This window comes from Streptomyces sp. NPDC002513 (assembly GCF_053595355.1).
Map to the genome: position 1 here is coordinate 27,689 of NZ_JBSFXK010000002.1, position 20,303 is coordinate 47,991.

The 20,303-nt window shown below is 71.9% G+C and carries 18 protein-coding genes and 3 pseudogenes; 11 read left to right on the forward strand and 10 right to left on the reverse strand.

Features of this window, described 5'->3' with window-relative positions; translation table 11 throughout:
* The 3 genes and pseudogenes from ACWD5Q_RS01585 to rfbD form a co-directional block, all read left to right on the forward strand.
* Positions 1-870: pseudogene (locus tag ACWD5Q_RS01585) on the forward strand (collagen-like protein); the annotation flags it as partial.
* Between the two features lie 157 nt (positions 871-1,027).
* Complete coding sequence (gene rfbB, locus ACWD5Q_RS01590; RefSeq protein ID WP_451424966.1) at positions 1,028-2,002, forward strand: dTDP-glucose 4,6-dehydratase; 975 nt, start codon at positions 1,028-1,030, stop codon at positions 2,000-2,002.
* A complete protein-coding gene (gene rfbD, locus ACWD5Q_RS01595; protein WP_451424967.1) occupies positions 1,999-2,916 on the forward strand; it encodes a dTDP-4-dehydrorhamnose reductase in 918 nt (305 codons plus the stop codon). The genes rfbB and rfbD overlap by 4 nt, the downstream gene beginning before the upstream one ends.
* A gap of 150 nt (positions 2,917-3,066) precedes the next feature.
* On the opposite strand, the gene ACWD5Q_RS01600 is transcribed toward rfbD, so the two are convergent.
* From ACWD5Q_RS01600 to ACWD5Q_RS01615, 4 genes are all read right to left on the reverse strand, one after another.
* Positions 3,067-4,341 (reverse strand): glycosyltransferase, encoded by a 1,275-nt coding sequence (locus tag ACWD5Q_RS01600; protein ID WP_451424968.1) that lies wholly within the window; start codon positions 4,339-4,341, stop codon positions 3,067-3,069.
* Positions 4,338-4,886 carry a tetratricopeptide repeat protein gene (locus ACWD5Q_RS01605; RefSeq protein WP_451424969.1) on the reverse strand — a complete coding sequence of 183 codons (549 nt, stop codon included), beginning with the start codon at positions 4,884-4,886 and terminating at the stop codon, positions 4,338-4,340. Before ACWD5Q_RS01605 ends, ACWD5Q_RS01600 begins: the two co-directional genes overlap by 4 nt.
* Positions 4,887-5,392: 506 nt before the next feature.
* A complete protein-coding gene (locus ACWD5Q_RS01610) occupies positions 5,393-5,818 on the reverse strand; it encodes an SCO4983 family protein (protein WP_451424970.1) in 426 nt (141 codons plus the stop codon).
* A 112-nt stretch (positions 5,819-5,930) separates the two neighbouring features.
* The gene (locus ACWD5Q_RS01615; protein WP_451424971.1) at positions 5,931-7,142 is read right to left on the reverse strand and encodes a pyridoxal phosphate-dependent aminotransferase; all 1,212 of its coding nucleotides are present in this window, start codon (positions 7,140-7,142) and stop codon (positions 5,931-5,933) included.
* A gap of 127 nt (positions 7,143-7,269) precedes the next feature.
* On the opposite strand from ACWD5Q_RS01615, the gene ACWD5Q_RS01620 reads away from it, so the two are divergent.
* Together ACWD5Q_RS01620 and ACWD5Q_RS01625 are read left to right on the forward strand one after the other, a co-directional pair.
* Positions 7,270-8,055, forward strand: coding sequence for a hypothetical protein (locus tag ACWD5Q_RS01620; protein ID WP_451424972.1), 786 nt, complete (start codon positions 7,270-7,272; stop codon positions 8,053-8,055).
* A gap of 181 nt (positions 8,056-8,236) precedes the next feature.
* Positions 8,237-9,118, forward strand: coding sequence for a trypsin-like serine peptidase (locus ACWD5Q_RS01625; protein WP_451424973.1), 882 nt, complete (start codon positions 8,237-8,239; stop codon positions 9,116-9,118).
* A gap of 28 nt (positions 9,119-9,146) precedes the next feature.
* Here the strand turns inward: ACWD5Q_RS01625 and ACWD5Q_RS01630 are convergent, their stop codons facing one another.
* Together ACWD5Q_RS01630 and ACWD5Q_RS01635 are read right to left on the reverse strand one after the other, a co-directional pair.
* The gene (locus ACWD5Q_RS01630; protein WP_451424974.1) at positions 9,147-10,757 is read right to left on the reverse strand and encodes an N-acyl-D-amino-acid deacylase family protein; all 1,611 of its coding nucleotides are present in this window, start codon (positions 10,755-10,757) and stop codon (positions 9,147-9,149) included.
* Between the two features lie 11 nt (positions 10,758-10,768).
* On the reverse strand, positions 10,769-12,046 hold the full coding sequence (locus ACWD5Q_RS01635; protein ID WP_451424975.1) for an amino acid deaminase: 1,278 nt from the start codon (positions 12,044-12,046) through the stop codon (positions 10,769-10,771).
* 138 nt (positions 12,047-12,184) lie between these two features.
* On the opposite strand from ACWD5Q_RS01635, the gene ACWD5Q_RS01640 reads away from it, so the two are divergent.
* The 5 genes from ACWD5Q_RS01640 to ACWD5Q_RS01660 all read left to right on the forward strand — a co-directional run bounded on the left by ACWD5Q_RS01640 (position 12,185) and on the right by ACWD5Q_RS01660 (position 16,724).
* On the forward strand, positions 12,185-13,276 hold the full coding sequence (locus ACWD5Q_RS01640) for a sugar kinase (RefSeq protein WP_451424976.1): 1,092 nt from the start codon (positions 12,185-12,187) through the stop codon (positions 13,274-13,276).
* Positions 13,273-14,034, forward strand: a complete 762-nt coding sequence (locus tag ACWD5Q_RS01645; RefSeq protein WP_451424977.1) for an IclR family transcriptional regulator — start codon at positions 13,273-13,275, stop codon at positions 14,032-14,034. Before ACWD5Q_RS01640 ends, ACWD5Q_RS01645 begins: the two co-directional genes overlap by 4 nt.
* The gene (locus tag ACWD5Q_RS01650) at positions 14,031-14,441 is read left to right on the forward strand and encodes a RidA family protein (RefSeq protein WP_451424978.1); all 411 of its coding nucleotides are present in this window, start codon (positions 14,031-14,033) and stop codon (positions 14,439-14,441) included. Before ACWD5Q_RS01645 ends, ACWD5Q_RS01650 begins: the two co-directional genes overlap by 4 nt.
* A 127-nt stretch (positions 14,442-14,568) precedes the next feature.
* A complete protein-coding gene (locus ACWD5Q_RS01655; protein ID WP_451424979.1) occupies positions 14,569-16,050 on the forward strand; it encodes a GntP family permease in 1,482 nt (493 codons plus the stop codon).
* A gap of 68 nt (positions 16,051-16,118) precedes the next feature.
* Complete coding sequence (locus ACWD5Q_RS01660; RefSeq protein WP_451424980.1) at positions 16,119-16,724, forward strand: hypothetical protein; 606 nt, start codon at positions 16,119-16,121, stop codon at positions 16,722-16,724.
* Between the two features lie 68 nt (positions 16,725-16,792).
* Here the strand turns inward: ACWD5Q_RS01660 and ACWD5Q_RS01665 are convergent, their stop codons facing one another.
* The 4 genes and pseudogenes from ACWD5Q_RS01665 to ACWD5Q_RS01680 all read right to left on the reverse strand — a co-directional run.
* Positions 16,793-18,046: a hypothetical protein gene (locus tag ACWD5Q_RS01665; protein WP_451424981.1), complete on the reverse strand. Its 1,254-nt coding sequence runs from the start codon at positions 18,044-18,046 to the stop codon at positions 16,793-16,795.
* Positions 18,047-18,131: 85 nt separating this feature from the next.
* Complete coding sequence (locus ACWD5Q_RS01670; protein ID WP_451424982.1) at positions 18,132-18,644, reverse strand: SigE family RNA polymerase sigma factor; 513 nt, start codon at positions 18,642-18,644, stop codon at positions 18,132-18,134.
* Between the two features lie 173 nt (positions 18,645-18,817).
* Positions 18,818-19,231 (reverse strand): annotated as a pseudogene (locus ACWD5Q_RS01675) (chitinase); the annotation flags it as partial.
* A 7-nt stretch (positions 19,232-19,238) separates the two neighbouring features.
* Positions 19,239-19,754 (reverse strand): annotated as a pseudogene (locus ACWD5Q_RS01680) (RNA-guided endonuclease TnpB family protein); the annotation flags it as partial.
* Here ACWD5Q_RS01680 and tnpA point away from each other — a divergent pair.
* On the forward strand, positions 19,700-20,122 hold the full coding sequence (tnpA, locus tag ACWD5Q_RS01685) for an IS200/IS605 family transposase (RefSeq protein ID WP_451424983.1): 423 nt from the start codon (positions 19,700-19,702) through the stop codon (positions 20,120-20,122). The pseudogene ACWD5Q_RS01680 and the gene tnpA overlap by 55 nt on opposite strands.
* Positions 20,123-20,303 lie beyond the last annotated feature (181 nt).

Here is a 20,303-nt window from a genome sequence, read left to right on the forward strand (position 1 = left end):
ACGGGTGTTCAGGGTGCTACGGGTGTTCAGGGCGCTACGGGTGCTCAGGGCACCACGGGTGCGCAGGGTGTCCCGGGTGTTCAGGGTGCTACGGGTGTTCAGGGCGCTACGGGTGCTCAGGGCACCACGGGTGCGCAGGGTGTCCCGGGTGTTCAGGGTGCTACGGGTACGCAGGGCGCTACGGGTGCTCAGGGCACCACGGGTGCGCAGGGTGTCCCGGGTGTTCAGGGTGCAACGGGTGCTCAGGGCGCGACGGGTCTTCCCGGCCCGCAGGGTATCCCGGGTACTCAGGGCGCGACCGGTACCCAGGGTGCTACGGGTGCTCAGGGCGCCACCGGTGCCCAGGGCGCCACGGGCTCACAGGGCGCCACCGGTACGCAGGGTGTCCCGGGTACTCAGGGTGCAACGGGTGCTCAGGGCGCGACGGGTCTTCCCGGCCCGCAGGGCATCCCGGGTGCGCAGGGCATCCCGGGTACTCAGGGCGCGACCGGTGCTCAGGGCGCGACCGGTACCCAGGGCGCTACCGGTGCCCAGGGCGCCACCGGTGCTCAGGGCGTCCCGGGCGACATCGGCCCGCAGGGCGCGACGGGTGCCCAGGGCGCGACGGGTGCCCAGGGCGCGACGGGTGCCCAGGGCGCCGGGCTCAACACCACCTATGTCAACGTCGGACCCCAGGGGCTCACGTCGACGGCCACCTGCAACGCGGGCGATGTCGCCCTCGGCGGTGGGTACCAGACCGACCTGGGCGTCGGGGTCGTCAACGGTGTCTCCAAGCCGGTCTTCGCCGCTCCCGGCAGCCCTGCCACCGGGTGGCAGGCAACCACCAACCTGGGCACCACCACGGCCTACGTGATCTGCGCCACCCCCTGACGACCGGCCGTATGACCCGAAAATGAGCGACGGTGCCCCGAGGCCTCGGCCTCGCGGGCACCGTCCGCGTTCCCCCGCCCGACCTGTCACCTTCACCCGACCCATCGACTTCGCTCGACCCGTAAACTCCGCATTCGACCCATAACCTCGGAGAGTCATGCGTATCCTCGTGACCGGCGGTGCCGGATTCATCGGATCGGAATACGTCCGTCGACGGCTGGGCGCGGACCCGGCCGCGCGGATCACCGTTCTCGACACACTCACCTATTCAGGGGTCGAGGCCAATCTGGCACCGGTGGCGGACCACCCCGGCCACCGCTTCGTCCGGGGCGACATCTGCGACCCGGATGCGGTCGACCAGGTGATGGCGGGCCAGGACGCGGTGGTCCACTTCGCCGCCGAGTCACATGTGGACCGGTCGATCGACGGCGCCGGTCCGTTCGTCCGCACCAATGTGATGGGCACGCAGGTGCTTCTGGACGCGGCCCGCAGGCATCGCGTCGGCCGCTTCGTGCACGTCTCGACCGACGAGGTGTACGGCTCGATCAGCGAAGGCTCGTGGACCGAGGAGTGCCCGCTCGCGCCCAACTCCCCGTACGCCGCCTCGAAGGCCGGCTCCGATCTGCTGGCGCTCGCCTACCACCGCACCCACGGCCTGGACGTCGTGGTCACCCGGTGCTCCAACAACTACGGGCCGCACCAGTTCCCCGAGAAGGTCATCCCGCTCTTCATCACCCACCTGCTCGACGGCCGGACCGTCCCCCTGTACGGGGACGGGCGCAACATCCGTGACTGGCTGCACGTCTCCGACCACTGCCGGGGCATCGACCTGGTTCTGGACGGCGGCAGGGCCGGAGAGGTCTACCACATCGGCGGCGGGACCGAGCTGAGCAACCACAAGCTGACCGGCCTGCTGCTGGACGCGGTCGGTGCGGGCTGGGACCGGGTCGAGTACGTGGCCGACCGCAAGGGCCACGACCTGCGCTACTCGCTGGACGACGGAAAGATCCGCGAGGAGCTGGGCTACGCCCCGCAGACCGACTTCGCGGACGGGCTGGCCGCCACGGTGGCCTGGTACCGCGCCCACCGCTCCTGGTGGGAGCCGCTGAAGGAGAGGGCGGAGCTGCGGTGACCGCCTCCTGGCTGGTGACCGGCGCGCACGGGCTGCTCGGCCGGGAGGTACGCGCCGAACTCGCCGCCGATCCGGACGCCGTGGTGACGGCACCGGGCCGCGACCGGCTCGACATCACCGACCCGGCCGCTGTGCGCGCGGCCGTCGACGGCCACCAGGTGGTCGTCAACTGCGCGGCATGGACGGACGTCGACGGCGCCGAGCGGTCCGAGGCGGCGGCAACGGCAGTGAACGGCACGGGCGTGCGCCATCTCGCGCGCGCCTGCGCCGGCAGCGGGGCGCTGCTGCTGCACCTCTCCACCGACTACGTGTTCCCGGGCGACGCCCGCCGGCCGTACCCCGAGGACGCCCCGACGGCGCCCGTCAACGCGTACGGGCGCAGCAAACGGGCGGGGGAGCGGGCGGTCGCCGAACTGCTGCCGGACACTGGCTACATCGTGCGTACGGCCTGGCTCTACGGCGCGTACGGCCGCAACTTCGTGGCCACCATGCTCGACCTCGCGACCCGGCGCGCGACTCTGGACGTGGTGGCCGACCAGCACGGCCAGCCGACCTGGTCCCGGGCGCTCGCCCGGCACCTGGCCGCCCTCGGCCGTGCCGCCCTGGCCGGGCAGGCACCGGCCGGCGTCTACCACGGCACGGCGGCCGGCCACACCACGTGGTACGGGCTGGCCCGGGAGACCTTCCGGCTCAGCGGCCTCGATCCGGCGCGGATCAGCCCGGTGAGCTCGGACGGGTTCCCGCGTCCGGCCCCCCGCCCGGCGTTCGGTGTGCTCGGCCACGACCACTGGGCCCGCGCGGGCCTCGCGCCCCTCCCGCAGTGGGACGACATGCTGACCGCGGCACTGGGCACGCCGCCCTTCGCCGCGCTGGCCGTCGCGGCGCGGACGGCCGGCGGGCTGCCGGCGGCCTGAGAGTTCCGAACACAATGGGCGCGCGAGCCGGACGCCCATTGTGTTCGGAGCTCTGAAGCGGGAGCGAGCCGTCCGCGTGTCGCGGGCGGCCCCGCAACGTGCGGATGCCCCGCGGGACCGGGGCCCGCGGGGCATCCGCCGAACTCGGGGTCAGACCAGCAGTGGTCCGCCGCACCGCTCGGCGCCCTCCTTCATCGCGATCAGGTTGGCGACCACGTAGGAGATGTCGTTCCGGGAGTGCCACTCGGTCGGGAAGTAGGTGACCAGCCGTGACGACTGGAACCTGGCCTCGATCTCGGGCACGAACGTCCGGTACTGGTTGTCCGTGTAGTACCAGAACGAGTTCTCGTTGTAGAAGGCGACGTGGGTCGGGTCCTGGTACGCGCCGCGCCCGTCGGAGCTGGGCGTCATGGTGAGGAGCATGCCGCCGGGGGCCAGCAGCCGGTACAGCTCGTTGATCAGCGGCACCTTTCCGGGGACGTGCTCCAGGAAGTCCACCGCCCGCATCAGGCCCACGGAGTTGTCGGGCAGGTCCAGTGGGTCGGGCAGGGTCGCGACGAAGTCGACGCCCTCTCCCGGGTGCTGGTCCACGCCCAGGTACCCGGGCGGCTTGCGGTGGGCCGCGCCGAGGTCCAGCGCGATCAGCCCGCGCCGCTCGGTCCAGGCGAGCGCGTTGGCCTCGATGTACTTGTCGTACAGGGCCACCGTCTCGCGCTGGATGTGCGCGTTGATCTCCGGGTCGCGCTGGGTGTTCGACGGGTGCATCCGCTGGAGGTACAGACAGCGGGGGATGTGGTGGAAGTCGCCGATGTGGAACAGCCGGCACATCAGGTCCTGGTCGTCGAGGACCGTACGGGTGGCGTCGTAGCCGCCGGCCTTCTCGTAGCTCTCCTTGCGGAACGCCCGCACATGGTTGGGGGCGTACCAGATGTAGGAGACATTGTGCGGGGTCGGGGCCATGGACTTGGCCTGGAGCAGGGTACGGCCGTCGACGCGCACCTCCTCGTAACTCCAGCCGTGCGCCTCGTTGAAGCGTGTGTCGTCCCGCTTCCCGTCCTCGGTGATCTGCGCGGTGTTGCTGTAGACGAACACGGCCTCGGGGTGCTCGTCGAACGCCTTGGCGAGTTCCGCGAGGCATGCCGTCGCCAGCAGGTCGTCGTGGTCGAGTTCCACGAGGATCTCGCCGCGCGCCAGCTCGCAGGCCCGGCGCTTGGCCGCCCCGACGCCTCGGACGTCGTCCGCGATCTCCACGCGCACCCGCTCGTCGGGCCGCTCGGGACGCCACCGGGCGCCGTTGTTGAGCAGGACGATCCACTCCCAGTCCGGGCAGGTCTGCGCCTGCAGGGTCGCCAGGCACTCATCGAGGAAACGGGGCCGGTGGCTGGGGGTGAAGACGGAGAACCTGGGTGTTGCAGTCGACGTCATCGGGAGTCACCTGCTTGGCTCGATGTCGGTGGGGGGCTTACGTCGTCCCGGAACGGTTCGGGCACCGCCGAGTACAGCGAGGGGTCGGCGGCCACGGCGCGGCGGAACTCGGCCGTCGCCTCGTGGGCACGGTCCTTCTTCGCCAGGATCTGGCCGAGTTGCAGATGGGCCGTGGAGGCCCCGGGAGTGGCGGCGATGGCGCGCCTCAGGAGCGTGACGGCCCGGTCGGGGTCGCTCGACTTCAGCAGCAACGCCTCGTTGTAGAGGGCGGAGGCGTACGTCGGATCGAGCTTCAGCGCCTTGTCGTAGGCCGCATGAGCGTCGGCGGTTCGGCCGTCCTGTTGCGCGAGGACCCCGAGGTTGTACCAGGCGACCTTGTTGTGGGGGTCCAGCTTCAGTACGCGCCGGTAGGTGCGGGTCGCCCCGGTCGAGTCGTGGTATTGCTCCTGCACCATGGCGGCTGCCAGAAGCGTGCCGATCTCCTGGGCCTTCCGGACCGCCGGCGCGGCCTTGGAGTCTGCGGGCTGGACCGGGTGGGACTGCACCGCCCAGACAGTGATCCCGGTGGCAGCCGCCGCCGTTCCGGCAAGCCCTGCCCACAATGTCCTACGTTTCACTTTGTCACATCTCGCGCAGTGGTGAGGGAACCCCCTTGATGTCCGCCGACGTTACGAGCCCGTCCCCGGTGACACCGGCCATCGGCAGGCGGTTGGGGGCACGGTCCACCCGAATGCATGCATGGTCGGCCGCGATACGCCGGAGCCGGCACCCAATACCGTCTTGTCATCGGTTAATTGGGCGGGCTGATCGGTAATTCGTCCGCAGATAAGGCTGTCACCGCACAAATGGGCCGAAAGGGCCTGCGGGGCGGGCGAGTTCGTGGAGGGCGCAAGGGCGCCGGAGCCAAGGAGCGCGCCGGGGTCGAGGCGGCCGGAGTCCCGGCCGGCGAGAGTGCGAGGGGACGCGCAGGGTGGCACCCGGTCCGCGCGTCGCTGCGGGTGCGCGCGGACCGGGGCCGTGCGGGGGAGCCGGCCGGAGCGGCTCGGGAGGGTCAGCCGGCGGCGATCGGCTCGCGCGGCTCGGCCGACGCGGCGGCATGGGCGTCGATGCGTTCCGCCGACAGGATCGCGGCCGCCGTGTCCGCGCGGGACGCGGCCACCACCAGGGCCCGGCCCGCCAGCGCGTGGGCGCGCCGGTGGAGGGCCCTGATCTGCGGTTCGCCGGCGGGCGCGGCGGGCGTCGCGCGGACCGGCGGTTCACCCCCGCGCAGCCGCGCCACCTGCTCGGCGAGCCGTTCGGCTGCCATGTCCAGGTCTTCGGAGGGGGCCAGGGCCCGCAGCTCGTCCGTCACCGCGAGCAGTGCGGCCAGATGACCGGCGAGCTGGATGTCCAGCTCCTCCTCGCGGGTACGGTGCGGGAAGTCGGGGGTCGGGCCGGCCGTCGTGTGGACCGAAGGGGTGCGGATCGGTTCGTACATGGGACGGCCTCCTGTACTTGACAGGAAACCATCCTAGCTTGGATTTCGTCTAAAGTTGAGCCGGATCGCGGAACGTGTCCGCCGGTCGCGCACCATGAGGGCCGGGTGCGGGTCAGGGCTGGCTGTATCCGTCCAGGAAGTTCCCTATCCGCGTGATCGCCGCCGTCAGATCGGCCACGTTCGGCAGGGTGACGACCCGGAAGTGGTCGGGCTCCGGCCAGTTGAAGCCCGTTCCCTGGACGACCATGATCTTCTCGCTGCGCAGCAGGTCGAGGACCATCTGCCGGTCGTCCTTGATCTTGAAGACGTTCGGGTCGAGGCGCGGGAACAGATACAGCGCGCCCTTCGGCTTCACGCAGGTCACGCCCGGGATCCGGGTCAGCAGCTCGTACGCCGCGTCCCGTTGTTCCTTCAGCCGCCCGCCCGGCAGCACCAGCTCGTTGATCGTCTGGCGGCCGCTGAGCGCCGCCACCACACCGTGCTGACCCGGCATGTTCGCGCACAGCCGCATGTTCGCGAGGATCGTCAGGCCCTCGATGTACGACGCGGCGTGCGCCCGGGGGCCGGAGACCGACATCCAGCCCACCCGGTATCCCGCCACCCGGTACGCCTTCGACATGCCGTTGAACGTGAGGGTCAGCAGGTCCGGGGCCACCGCCGACGTCGGCGTGTGGGTGGCGCCGTCGTAGAGGATCTTGTCGTAGATCTCGTCGGAGCAGACGAGGAGGTTGTGCCGGCGCGCGATGTCCGTCAGACCGCGGAGCATCGCCTCGTCGTACACCGCGCCCGTCGGGTTGTTCGGGTTGATGACGACGAGGGCCTTGGTGCGGTCGGTGATCTTGCGCTCGATGTCCGCCAGGTCCGGCATCCAGTCGGCCTGCTCGTCGCAGCGGTAGTGCACGGCCGTGCCGCCCGACAGGGACACCGCCGCCGTCCACAGGGGGTAGTCCGGTGCCGGTACGAGCACCTCGTCGCCGTCGTCCAGCAGGGCCTGCATCGCCATGACGATCAGCTCGGAGACGCCGTTGCCGATGAAGACGTGCTCCACGTCCGTCTCGATGCCGAGGGTCTGGTTGTGCATCACGACCGCCCGGCGGGCGGCGAGCAGGCCCTTGGCGTCGCCGTAGCCGTGGGCCGTCGAGACGTTGCGCAGGATGTCCTCGAGGATCTCGGGCGGGCACTCGAAGCCGAAGGCGGCCGGGTTGCCGGTGTTGAGCTTGAGGATGCGGTGACCCGCTGCCTCCAGCCGCATCGCCTCCTCGAGAACCGGGCCCCGGATCTCGTAGCAGACGTTGGAGAGCTTCGTGGACTGGATCACCTGCATGTCCGTGAGCTTACGGCCGTGCCCCCGCTCCTGCCGCGTGTTTTCCACCACGTGGGCGGTGCCGGTTCGCCCGGTCGTCCCCGGGTGGCCGCATCATGTGTCGCCTGCGCCCCTAAAATCCACACACATGTCTTGGGAACAACGGCCCGGCGACGGGACGCACGACGCGAAGGCCGTCCATGGCGCGACGGGCGCCCGCACCGCTGGGGGGACGCACCCGGAAAACGGCGAACCCCAGGGTCCCCCGAACGTGTATCACCCGTCCGCCGAGGCGGCCCCCGAGTACGACGGGTACGCCGACCCGGCGACCGCCCACGGCTGGCAGAACGCCTACGACGAGACGCGTGAGCTGCCCGCCGTGACACCGGACGGGTACGGCCCTGGGGCGCCCGCTCCCGACGGCCAGGCGGGGCCCGGTTTCGACGGCCAGGCGGGGCCCGCCTCCGAAGGTGCCCCGGCGCGCGCTTCCGGGGGGCGCTCCCGGCGCCGGGCACGGCCCGCGCCGCGCTCCCGGCGGGTGCTCATGGCCGCCGGGGCGCTCGGTGCCGTGGGCGTGGCCGCGGCTCTGGCCGGGAGCTTCGGCTCCGGTTCCGCCGGCGGCGCGCCGGGAAGCGGCGGGGAGTCCGCGCGGCCGAAGACGGCCCGGTCCGCGTCGCCCGCCGAGGAATCCCCGTCCTCCGCCCCGCCTCCCTCCTCCGTCGCGCCGTCCCGTTCCACCGCGCCGGCCGCCGTGAGCGCGCCCCCGACGACCCGGGACGCGCCCGCCACGCGGGGCGGGGCCCCGACGGCCTCCGCGACGGCGCCCGCCGGCGGGGTTCCGTCCGCCCCGCGTTCCGACAGCGCGAGCCCCACCGCGTCGGACACCTGGCGCGGCCGGCCGGGCCACGGGCGCGGGGGCCCCAAGCACCCCTGACGGCCGGGTCCGGCGGCGCGGCCGGGCGCGGGCGCTTCGGCGCCGCTCCGGCGCTGCGGCCGAAAACCGCTCCTTGCCCCCGTACGCCCCTCCGTTGAGAATGCGCATGACAAAAACTCGGGGGCCGGACGGCCTCCGGCCCGTCACGTCAGCGCAACCTCATCAAGAGGGGACCCCCCACATGAGAAAGCCTCTCGTTGCCGCGCTCGTCGCTCTGGTGATCGCCGGAGCCGGTGCGGCACCGGCGGTCGCGGCTCCCCAGGCCCCCCGGACCGCGCCCACGGCTTCCCGCACCGCCGCGCCCACGGCGTCCCGGACGGCCACGGTCCAGGCCGTCGACTTCGCCGGCACCGTCTCGCTCAGCAACTGCTCCGGCTCCGTCATCCGCTTCCCGAACTCCGCGGACACCGACCCGGCGCTCGTGCTCACCAACGGCCACTGCCTGGAGACCGGCTTCCCCGGCCCCGGCGAGGTCATCGTCGGACAGTCCTCCAGCCGTACGTTCGGCCTGCTCAACTCCTCGGGCACCAGGGTCGCGACGCTGCGCGCGAGCAAGGTCGCCTACTCCACGATGACCGACACGGACGTCACGATCTACCAGCTCACCAGCACCTACGCGCAGATCAGAAGCTCCTACGGGATCAGCGCGCTCACCGTCGCCGACACCCACCCGGTCGCTGGCGCGGCCATCAACGTCGTCTCCGGATACTGGAAGCGCATCTACAGCTGCGCCGTCGACGGGTTCGTCTACCGCCTGAAAGAGGGCGACTGGACCTGGAAGGACTCGGTCCGCTACACCTCCGCCTGCGACACCATCGGCGGCACCTCGGGATCGCCCGTCATCGACAGCAGCACCGGCAAGGTCGTCGCCGTCAACAACACCGGCAACGAGGACGGCGAGAGCTGCACCGAGAACAACCCCTGCGAGGTCGACGCGAACGGCACGGTGACCGTGCGCAAGGGCATCAACTACGCCGAGGAGACCTATCTGATCCCCGCGTGCTTCGCCGCCGGGAACAAGCTGAACCTCAGCGCGAGCGGCTGCCTCCTGCCCAAGCCGTAACCGCCCTCAAGGGCTCGACGGCGGGCGGTCACACCGGAGTCCTGCGGACCGCCCGCCCCGCCAGGACGTCCGTCCGGCGTCCGTCCTCGATCACGAAACGGCCGTCGATCAGAACGTACGGGATACCGGTCGGCAGCGTGCGCGGCCGTTCGAAGCCGGCGCCCGCCGCGACCGTGGCCGGGTCGAAGAGCACCAGGTCGGCGCGGTATCCCTCGCGGACCAGACCGCGGTCCGGCAGCCGCAGCCGGGCCGCCGGGCGCGCGGTGAGATGCGCGACGCACTCCTCCAGCGTCAGCACCCCCAACTCGCGTACGTACCGGCCGAGATAGTGCGGGAAGGTGCCGTACGCCCGCGGATGCGGTTTCGCGCCGTGCAGGATGCCGTCGGAGCCGCCGGTGTGGACCCGGTGCCGCATGATCGCCCGGACGTTCTCCTCGTGGCCCACGTGCTGAAGCACCGTCGGCCCCAGCCGGTCCTCCAGCAGCAGCCGGCGGGCCGTCGCCCAGGGCTCCTCGCCGCGCCGGTCCGCCGACTCCCGCACCGTCTTCCCGACGTACCCGGCGAGGTGCGGACCGCTCACCCCGGAGATCTCGACGCTGTCCCAGTCGACGGGCACACCGTGGCAGCCGTCGGAGCCGGTCACCTCCAGGCCGTGCCGGATCCGCTCGGCCGTCGCGGGGTCGGCGAGCCGCCGCAGGGTCTCCTCGGGGCCGCCCTCGCCCGCCCAGCTCGGCAGCAGCGCCGCCAGCGTCGTGGAGCCCGGGGTGTAGGGGTAGGTGTCCAGGGTGATGTCCGCGCCCGCCGCCAGCGCCTCGTCGAGCAGGGACAGCAGCTCGGGGGCGCGGCCCTTGTTCACGGCGAAGTTCATGGTGGCGTGCGCGAGGTGCAGCGGACAGCCGGCCTCCCGGGCCAGGGCCACCATCTCCGCGTACGCCTCCAGGGCGCCCGCCCCGTAACTGCGGTGGTGCGGGCAGTAGTAGCCGCCGTATCCGGCCACCACCCGGCACAGCTCGGCGAGTTCGGTGTCCTCGGCGTACATGCCGGGGGTGTAGGTGAGGCCGGACGACATGCCGACCGCGCCCTGCTCCAGGCCCTCCGCGACCAGGCGCCGCATCCGCCCCAGCTCCTCGGGCGTCGCCTCCCGGTCCTCCCAGCCGACGGCCAGCATCCGGACCGTGCCCTGCGGGATCAGATAGGCGGCGTTGACCGCGATGCCCCGGTCCAGGCGGTCCAGGTACTCGCCCACCGTCCGCCAGGTGAAGTCGATGTCGTCGCCGTACCCGTTCCAGCCGGTGATCGCGCGCCGCACCTCGGCGAGGGTCCGGTCGTCGACCGGCGCGTACGACAGGCCGTCCTGCCCGATGACCTCCAGCGTCACGCCCTGCGCCGCCTTGGCGCTGTGGTCGGGGTCGCGCAGCAGGGCGAGGTCGCTGTGGGCGTGCATGTCGATGAAGCCGGGGGCGAGGACCAGGCCCTCGGCGTCCAGTTCCCGTGCGGCCCGGGGGCGCAGGCAGCCCGCCGCCGCGGCCTCCTTGACGATCGCGGTGATCCTTCCGCCGTCGATCACGACGTCGGCGCGGTACGAGGGTTCCCCGCTGCCGTCCACGACGTCCGCGTCCCGGATGACGAGCTGCTCCACGACCGGCCCTCCTAGAAGAACGTACGGATGTAGTCGACGACCGTGCCGTCCGCCTCGACGACCGGGATCACCTGCCACTTGTCGAAGGACGTGCACGGGTGGGACAGGCCGAGACCGACCCAGTCGCCCACCTCGACGTCCGCCTCGGGGCCGGTGCGCAGCCAGAGGTGCTGGTCGGACAGGGCCGTCACCTCGATCCCGGCCGCCGGGCGCTCGGTGCCCTCCCGGCGCACCGTGCGCGCCACGGGGAGGTCGAGGTCGTAGGCGGCGTCCCGCTTGCCCGCGTTGGCGAACGCCTGCTCCGCCGAGGGGCGGGAGATCACCTGGGTCCACAGCCGGAACGCCGGCTCCAGGGCGCCCTCCTCGGGCACCCGGTTGAACGGGGTCAGCCTCCGGTAGTGGACGTCGTCGTGCGAGACGTACGCGCCCGAGCGGAGCAACTTCAGTACGGGCAGCGACAGTTCGGGGAGCTCGGCGAAGACGTCGGCGACCGCGTCGAACCACTCGCTGCCGCCCGCGCTCACCACGATCTCGTCGGCCCCCGCGAACCGCCCCGCCTTGTCGAACTCCACGGCGAGCCCGGTCAGCCGGCGCAGCCAGGCGTGCACCCGCTCCGGCGAGGCCTCGGGGACCTGGGCCTCGTAGCCCGCCACACCCACCAGGCGCAGCGTGTCCGTGCCGGCCACCGCGTCCGCGACCGCCGTGGCGTCCGCCTCCGTGCGTACGCCGGTGCGGGCGCCCTCTCCCGCGCCCAGCTCGACGACGACCTCCACCGGGCGGGCGGCGCCCCGCAGGGCCGCGTCCATCAGCTCCACCCCGCGCACGGAGTCCACGTAGCAGACGAAGCGGAACTCCGGGTCGGCGGCCAGCTCGGCGGCGATCCAGCGCAGGGCCGCGGCGTCCACCAGCTCGTTGGCCAGGAACACCCGGGGGGTTCCGAACGCCCGTGCCACGCGCACCTGGTGGGGGAGCGCGAGCGTGATGCCCCACGCCCCGTGCTCCAGCTGGCGCTGGAAGAGCTGCGGGGCCATCGACGTCTTGCCGTGCGGGGCGAAGGCGAGGCCGTGGCGGGCCGTGTACGTCTCCATCAGTTCGAGGTTGTGCCGCAGGCGCTCGGCGGACAGGGCGAGGACGGGGGTGGTGAAGCCGCCGGTGAACAGATTGCGGCCCTGCTGGGCCAGTGCGGTGAGGGTGAGTCCCTCGGCGTCCGGCGGGAGGCCCTTGAAGCGGTGGTCGACGCGGTCCGCCCCGAGGGCGGCGAGGCGTTCTGCGGCGGTGGCGGCGTCCATGGGGGCCTCCCTGAAGTCGAGCGTTGCGTCCTGTGCAACGACCGTTGCGTATCTCGCTTGCTGCTGTCTAACATCCCGGCCAACGCGAGGTCAACGAAGCCGCCGTGACCCGCGAGACGCGAAGGAGCCACCACCATCGTGACCGCCAACGGTCTGCCGCCCGCCCCGGACCCTCCGGACGCCGTGGATGTCGTGGATGTCGTCACGCTCGGCGAGTCCATGGTCACGTTCGTGCCGTCCGGGCCGGGCAGGCTGGCCGATGTGCCGTCCTTCGAGCGGGGCATCGGCGGCGCCGAGTCGAACGTCGCGTGCGCGCTGGCGGCCGCCGGGCATTCCGCGAGGTGGGTCAGCCGGGTCGGGGCGGACGGCTTCGGCGACCACCTGGTCGAGGCCATCGGGGCGTACGGCGTCGACGTCGCGTCGGTACCGCGCGATCCGGCGCGCCCGACCGGGATCTACTTCCGCACGGCGGGGGACCGGGCGGGCGACGACCACGAGGTGGTCTACTACCGGGCGGGATCGGCGGCCTCGGCGATGGCCGTGGAGAACACCGACCTGGCGGCGGCGCGGGCCGGCCGGGTGCTGCACCTGTCCGGGATCACGGCCGCGCTGTCGGACGACTGCCGGGAGCTGCTGCGGGAGCTGACCGCGCCGCGGGCCGGGCGCCCGCTCGTCTCCTTCGACGTCAACCACCGTCCCGGGCTGTGGCGCGACGCCGACGGGCCCCGGGTGCTGAGGGAACTGGCGCGCCGAGCCGACATCGTGTTCGTGGGGGACGACGAGGCACGCCAGGTGTGGGGGCTGCGCGGCGCCCGTGCCGTCAGACAGGCGCTGCCGGAGCCGGAGATCGTGGTCGTCAAGCAGGGCGGGGACGGGGCGACCGCGCTGCGCAGGGGATCCGACGGCCTGCGCGAGGACGCCGCGGCAACCGCCGCCTTCGTACCCGCCCTGCACGTCGACGTCGTCGCCGCCGTCGGCGCCGGTGACGCCTTCGCCGCCGGGTTCCTCTCCGCCACCCTGCGCGGACTGCCGCTGCGGGACCGGCTGCGGCACGGACACCTGATGGCCGCCGCGGCGCTGACCGTCCCCGGCGACCTCGCCGCCGCTGCCTCCCTCGACCACGCCGACCGGCTCGCCGCACTCGACGACGCCGCGTGGGAGACACTGCGACTCGGCCCCGGCTGGACCGAAGCCGACGCGCGGGCCGCGGAGGAGGTACGGACACCATGAGCCAGACCGTCGACCGGGCGCTGAGCATCCTGCCGCTGCTGGCCGAGGGACCCGCCGATCTCGGACAGGTCGCCGACCGGCTCGGCGTGCACAAGTCCACCGCCCTGCGGCTGCTGCGCACGCTGCACGAGCACGGCCTGGTCTACCGCCAGTCCGACCAGCACTACCGCCTCGGCGCCCGCCTCTTCGCCCTCGCCCAGCAGGCCGTCGAGAACCTCGACGTCCGGGAGATCGCCCACCCCCACCTCGTCCGCCTCAACGAGGAGTGCGGACACACCGTCCACCTCGCCGTGTACGAGGAGAACGAGGTCCTCTACATCGACAAGGTGGACAGCCGCTACCCGGTGCGGATGTACTCCCGGATCGGGAAGCCGGTCGCCATCACCGTCGCGGCCGTCGCCAAGCTCCTGCTCGCCGACCTCCCCGAACCGGAGCGCCGCGGCGTCGTGGAGAAGCTCGACTACCCCCTCTACACGGCCCGTTCGACGCCGAACGCCGCCGCCTTCCTCAAGGAACTGGCGATCGTGCGCCACCAGGGCTGGGCCACCGACCTCGGTGGCCACGAGGAGTCCATCAACTGCGTCGCCGCCCCCGTCCGGGGCGCCGACGGACGGGTCGTCGCGGCCATGTCGGTCTCCGCGCCCAATGTCGTCGTCACCGCCGACGAACTCCTCATCCTGCTCCCGCTGGTGCGCCGTACCGCGGACGCCATCACCCGGGAGTACTCCGGCAACGCCCCAGCAAAGGACTCCGTATGACGGACAAGACCGCCCTGACCCCGAAGACCCACACGACCCCGCCCGCCCGGTTCTCCCACGGCGTGCGGAAGGGCAACATCCTCCAGGTCGCCGGCCAGGTGGGCTTCCTGCCCGCTGAGGAGGGCAAGCCGCCCACGCCCGCGGGCCCCACCCTGCGCGAGCAGACCCTGCAGACCCTCGCCAACGTCAAGGCGATCCTCGAGGAGGGCGGGGCCGGCTGGGACGACGTGATGATGATCCGTGTGTATCTGACCGACGTGGACCACTTCGCCGAGATGAACGAGATCTACAACGCCTACTTCGACGAGCAGGGCCTCACCCAGCCGCCCGCCGCCCGGACCACCGTCTACGTGGGCCTCCCGGTCGGCCTCCTCATCGAGATCGACGCACTGGCCGTACTCGGCTGACCCGGCCCCGGCCGCCGCTCCCGCACCCCGTACGCCGGCACGGCGCCCCCACCCCCGGGGCGCCGTGCCGCGATCCCCCCTGCCCGAAAGCTCCATGGCCTTACGAGAAGCCAGAGGTCCCCCCGCCATGCCCATGCCGTTCCTGGCAGCCTCCACCGCCCCACCACCCCCACCCCACACCGGCGGCCTGCTCGCCGTCGTCCACGGCACCGCCGGCCTGCTCACCGTCGCGGCGCTCGGTATCGCGCTCCTGCTGTTCCTGATCATCAAGGCGCGGCTCCAGCCCTTCGTCGCGCTGCTCGCGGTCTCCATAGCCGTCGGCCTCGGCGCCGGACTGTCCGTCACCGAACTCTTCGGCACGGTCCAGCGCTCCGACGCCGTCTCCCTCATCGAGTCCGGCATGGGCGGCACCCTCGGCCACATCGCCGTCATCATCGGCCTCGGCACCATGCTCGGCGCGGTCCTCGAGGTCAGCGGGGGCGCCGAGGTGCTGGCCTCCCGGCTGCTGAACCTCTTCGGCGAGCGGCGCGCCCCGCTCGCCATGGGACTCACGGGTCTGATCTTCGGCATCCCCGTCTTCTTCGACGTCGGCATCTTCGTCCTCGCGCCGATCGTGTACGCGGCGGCCAAGCGGGGTGGCAAGTCGATCCTGCTCTACTGCCTGCCGCTGCTCGCGGGCCTGTCCATGACCCACGCCTTCCTGCCGCCGCACCCGGGCCCGGTCGCCGCCGCCGGACTGCTGAAGGTCGACCTCGGCATGGTCATCCTCATGGGCATCGTCTGCGGCATCCCGGCGGTGCTGGCCGCATGGGCGTGGGCGGCCTGGATCGGCAAGCGGATCTTCGTGCCCGTACCGCAGGACATGGTGGAGGCGGCCGAGGAGGCGAAGAAGGCGCTGGTCGGGGAGCAGCGGTCGGCCGGCGTGGCACCCGCGGAGAAGCCGGTGCCGCTGACCACGGTCTTCGTGATCATCGGCACGCCGCTGGTACTGATCCTCCTGGCGACCTTCTCGTCGATCGCCTTCGCCCCCTCGGCAGGACGGTCGGTGATCGAGTTCTTCGGCCACCCTTTCGTGGCGCTGACGATCGCGCTGCTGCTGGCGTACTACCTGCTCGGCATCCGCCGCGGCTGGTCCCGCTCATCGCTTCAGACGGTGTCCACCGCCTCCCTCAAGCCGGTCGGCAACATCCTGCTCGTGGTCGGCGCGGGCGGGATCTTCGGTGCGGTCCTCAAGGGCAGCGGGGTCGCGCAGGCCCTCTCCGACACCTTCCACGGCGTCGGCCTGCCGGTGATCGTCCTCGCGTATCTGATCTCGCTCGTCCTGCGCGTGGCCCAGGGCTCGGCGACGGTCGCGATCGTCACGACGGCGGGTATCGTCGCCCCGCTGCTGACGGACGGTCACTACTCCCAGGCCTTCGTCGCCCTGGTCATCATGGCCATCTCGGCCGGGTCCATCTTCGCCTCCCACGTCAACGACGGGGGCTTTTGGATGGTGGCCAAGTACTTCGGCATCAGTGAGCGGGACACGCTGCGGACGTGGACGGTGCTGGAGTCGGTGCTGTCGGTGGCCGGGTTCGCGGTGGCCGCCGTGGTGAGTTCCTTCGTATAGCGAGAATTCGTATAACGATGCAGGGGCCGGCTGTGTCCGTCGCAGGATCTTCGACCATACTGCCCGCTGTGGAGCAGCGCATAGGTCCGAGCAGCCAGCCCCTGGACGGAGCCGGGATCGACCCGGCCTTCATTCCCGGGCTCACCTCACCCGTGTCCGCCGAACGGCGGGATTCCGTCGAACCGCAGGACGCGGTACCGGGGGATGTCGTACTGGAGGACGCGGTACCGGGCGGCGGGGAAGCCGCCGCGGAGCCGGCGGATCCCGCGGAGCCGGCTGCGGTGCGCGGGGAGTCCGAGAGCGAGGACGCCGCGGACGAGCCCGTGGCCGACGAGGCCGGAGCCGAGGAGAAGGCCCCCGAGGGCCCCGTCTTCGAGGCCGCCGACCGGCGCGCGCGGATCGTCGCGGACAACAACGGCGTACGGCTGCGCCTGGACGACCAGGAGTGCGAGTTCCGCTGGGACGAGATCGGCGCCGTCGAGACGCAGACCGCGCGCTTCGGCAAGCGGTTCACCGTCACGGTGCACACGCCTGACCGCCGCTGGTACCCGATCGAGATCGAGGCGACGGCCAGGGCGCGTTTCACGGAGTGGGAGGCCCGGCTGGACGAGGTTCTGGACACCTACTTCGAGGACGTCGAGAGGGAACCCGCCGACGCGCGGGACGCCGGCTGAACCACGGCGTCAGCCACAGTAGTGGGCCACCTTGCCGATGGACCGGGCCCGGCCGGGCGCACGCGCTGTCAGCCGCGCGTGAACCACCGTGCGCTGGTGGCGATGACCTCCATCTGCTGCAGGGTGAGCGCGGGGGCCGTACGGGTCGCCGGGGTGTTCTGGGTACCGGAGTTGAAGGCGCTGATCACCACGCGGCGGCCGCCGGGGCGCAGGGTGTCGACGGTCCACATGACGACTCCCCTGCCGCGCTTCTCGCCGGGCCCCTGACGCGTGGCGATCTTGGTGCCGTCGGGCAGGGTCCGGGAGTCGGGGCCGAAGAGCTGGTCCTTGTCCTCCTTCGACAGGCCCGCCTGGACGTTGACCTGGACCAGGCTCGCACCCTTGCCGTCGTCGACGACGACATATCCGAACTCGGGGTCCGCGCTGCCCTTCGAGGCGACCTTGACCCCCTTGGGCAGGAGGGTGGCGAGCGTGGACGACACCGAGCCGCCGGGGACGCCCTGCGGCCGGCTCGGCTCGGTCCTCGGCACCCGGGGATCGGCGGGGATCGCGTCGGCGGCGGCACGCCACTCCGGCGCGCTGACGAGCGCCTTGAGCCGGTCCGGGGACAGGGGAGGCAGGCTGCGGCTGACCGGCGCGTCCTTCTCGGCGGCGGCGTTCCACTCCTGGACGCCGACGTACTGCCCCTTCGGCGTGACGAGTTGGGCGGACCACAGCTTGGTGTCGACGCGGCGGTCCGGGTACTCGTAGCCCTGGAGGATCATGAGCGTCGAACCGTCGGCGAGCCTGCTGGTGGTGCAGGCGTCGTACGGGACGAACACCTTGTCGGGGCACGCGGTGGTCTCCAGGGCCTGGCTGCTGCCGGGACGGAAACGGTCCACCGAGACGGAGACGGCGGCCTTCCCCTTGCCGTCGTCGTACACGACCTGGGCGTACGGCCTCAGCCTGTCGCTCGTGCCCCGCCCCTCCTCATGGGAGAACGTGCCCTTGGGGAGCAGCTTCTCCAGGGTGCGGACGAGATCGTCCCGGGACAGGGCGGCCGGCGGAGTGGGCGCGGCGGCCGGGGTCGTCGGGCTGCCGGCCACGGAGTGCTGCTGCCGGCCGTCGGCCTGGACGCCGGGCAGCACGAGCGCCCCGCCGAGCCCGACGAGCGCGACCCCGGCCGCGCCGCCCGCGATGGCGGCCCGGCGCCGGCGGCGCCTGCGGCCGTAGGTCTCACCGCGTGCGGCCAGGTCGAGCTGGTCGTCCTCGAAGGTGTTGCCGGTGTGGCGCAGGGCCGTGGCGAACTGGCTCTCGAAGGGGTCGTGCTCTTCAACGGGCATGGCGAAACCGCCGTTTCTGCGGACGAGGTGGTGGTCGCCGGCCGGTCGGCCGGAGGGAGATCAGGGCCCGGGGCCCCGGGGCGGATCAGGCTCTCGCGTACTCCCCGAGGGTGTCGCCGAGCAGGATGCGCAGCCGGGCGAGGGCGCGGACGCAGCGGGTGCGGACGGCGGCCGAACTGGTGTTCATGACCGCCGCGGTCTCCTCGATGCTGCGGTCCTCCCAGTAGCGCAGGACGAGCACGGCACGGTCCTTGGCGGACAGGCGTCCGAGCGCCTCCAGGAGGGTGAGCCGCAGCGGTGTGTCCCCCGCGCCCGGATCGGGCAGCTCGGGCAGCACGTCGGTGGCGCGCTCCCTGCGGCTGCTGTGGCGGCGCCGGTGGGCGAGGAAGGTGCGGGTGAGGACGGTCTGGGCGTACCCGGCGGGATTGCCGGCCCGGGAGATCCGGCTCCAGCGCAGGTACACCCGGCCGAGGGTCTCCTGGACGAGGTCCTCGGCGAGATGGGTGTCGCCCCCGGTGAGCAGACAGGCGGACCGGTACAGATGCCCGGCCCGTGCCGCCGCGAACTCCGGGTACCCCTCGCCCCGGCCCTGTCTCATGCGTTCCCCCGTCGTCCTGTCCCCTGCCGGGCCGTCCTGTAGGGCCCTCACCTCTATTGATGCGGTGGGACCACGGAAATGTTTCACCGAACCGGCGCCCTGTTCACGAAACCCCTGATGCCCGGCCAGGGGAGGCCGGGCATCAGGGGCGCACCGCAGGGGGGAGGCGCGGGTCAGGGCAGGGCGTGCACGTGCGGCCCCACCGCGGCGGACCAGGCGTTGCCCGACGCCGCGTCCCAGTTCGTCGACCAGGTCATCGCGCCCCGCAGGTCCGGGTAGGTCGTCGACGGCTTGAAGGAGCCGCAGTTCGTGGCCTTCGTCAGGCAGTCCAGGGCGTTGTCCACCACCGTCGGGGAGACGTAACCGCTGCCCGCCGCGCGCGTCGAGGCGGGGACGCCCAGGCCCACCTGCGACGGGGACAGACCGCCCTGGAGCTGGATGCAGGCCAGGGCCGTCAGGAAGTCCACCGAGCCCTGGCTGTAGACCTTGCCGTCGCAGCCGAGCATGGAACCGCTGTTGTAGTACTGGGTGTTGACGACCGTCAGGATGTCCTTCACGTTCAGCGCGGTCTGGAATTGACTTCCGCTCCCCGGTCTAAAGGCCGGGGATTCCCACCACGGTCGTCTGACCGTCTCGGTGGGTTCCTGCTTCGGCGCGCTGTGCCGGTACGAGTACCGGTCTTACCTGCGCTCGACAGGCTGGCACCGCCAGTCCGGCGGCCTTGGCGACGTTGACCGCCGCGTTGATGTCCCGGTCGAGGACGGCCCCGCAGGCACCGCACTCCCATACGCGGATGTGCAGGGGCTTGGGGCCGTCCTTGACGCCGCACTGCGAGCGGACCTGGGAGGTCGGCTCGAACCGTCCCATGCGGTGGAAGCTGCGGCCGGACTTCGCGGCCTTGTACTCCAGCATCGTCACGAACGCGGACCATCCGGCGTCGTGCACGGACTTGGCCAGGCGTGTACGGGCGAGCCCCTTCACTGCCAGGTCTTCCACTGCGACCGCTTGGTTGTCGCGGATCAGCCGGGTGGAAAGCTGGTGGTGAAACTCGCGCCGTGCGTCGGCGACCTGCGCGTGAGCGCGGGCGACCTTGGCCCTGGCCTTGTCCCGGTCACGCGCACTTGGTTTTCGTGACCAAGTGCCGGCACAAGGTCTTCAAGGACGCGCACCTGACGCGCATGGAGGAGATCATGCGTGCCGTCTGCGCCGACTTCGAATGCGAGCCGGTCGAGTTCAACGGCGAGAACAACCACGTCCACCTGCTCGTGAACTTCCCACCGAAGGTTGCCCTGTCCAAGTTGGCCCAACAGCCTCAAGGGTGTCAGTCCCGCAGGCTGCGCCAGGAGTATCCAGAACTGGTCCGGCACTACTGGCGGGCACAGCGGCTGTGGTCCGGCTCGTGCTTCGCCGGGTCCGTCGGTGGGGCTCCGCTGTCGATCGTGAAGCAGTACATCGAGCAGCAGAACCGGCCCGTCTGAGCTGAGGTCGACAGTGCGGACCCGTGCACACAGCGCGGGTCAGAGCACTTCTCAGAATCGCTTCACCACCGGGCTGAAGCCCGGTGCACTGTGGTCCAGACCAATCTGGTTGTCAAGACCTCCGGTGCGCTCGACGCCCTGGCCGGCGGGTCGAGTTGTGGCATATGCCCCTACTCTGTGT

Excerpts from the sequence above, each read along its gene's own strand:
- rfbB (WP_451424966.1), top strand. The coding sequence starts at position 1,028 with ATGCGTATCCTCGTGACCGGCGGTGCCGGATTCATCGGATCGGAATAC.
- ACWD5Q_RS01600 (WP_451424968.1), bottom strand. The coding sequence starts at position 4,341 with ATGACGTCGACTGCAACACCCAGGTTCTCCGTCTTCACCCCCAGCCAC.
- ACWD5Q_RS01610 (WP_451424970.1), bottom strand. The coding sequence starts at position 5,818 with ATGTACGAACCGATCCGCACCCCTTCGGTCCACACGACGGCCGGCCCG.
- ACWD5Q_RS01615 (WP_451424971.1), bottom strand. The coding sequence starts at position 7,142 with ATGCAGGTGATCCAGTCCACGAAGCTCTCCAACGTCTGCTACGAGATC.
- ACWD5Q_RS01620 (WP_451424972.1), top strand. The coding sequence starts at position 7,270 with ATGTCTTGGGAACAACGGCCCGGCGACGGGACGCACGACGCGAAGGCC.
- ACWD5Q_RS01625 (WP_451424973.1), top strand. The coding sequence starts at position 8,237 with ATGAGAAAGCCTCTCGTTGCCGCGCTCGTCGCTCTGGTGATCGCCGGA.
- ACWD5Q_RS01635 (WP_451424975.1), bottom strand. The coding sequence starts at position 12,046 with ATGGACGCCGCCACCGCCGCAGAACGCCTCGCCGCCCTCGGGGCGGAC.
- ACWD5Q_RS01645 (WP_451424977.1), top strand. The coding sequence starts at position 13,273 with ATGAGCCAGACCGTCGACCGGGCGCTGAGCATCCTGCCGCTGCTGGCC.
- ACWD5Q_RS01650 (WP_451424978.1), top strand. The coding sequence starts at position 14,031 with ATGACGGACAAGACCGCCCTGACCCCGAAGACCCACACGACCCCGCCC.
- ACWD5Q_RS01655 (WP_451424979.1), top strand. The coding sequence starts at position 14,569 with ATGCCCATGCCGTTCCTGGCAGCCTCCACCGCCCCACCACCCCCACCC.
- ACWD5Q_RS01665 (WP_451424981.1), bottom strand. The coding sequence starts at position 18,046 with ATGCCCGTTGAAGAGCACGACCCCTTCGAGAGCCAGTTCGCCACGGCC.
- ACWD5Q_RS01670 (WP_451424982.1), bottom strand. The coding sequence starts at position 18,644 with ATGAGACAGGGCCGGGGCGAGGGGTACCCGGAGTTCGCGGCGGCACGG.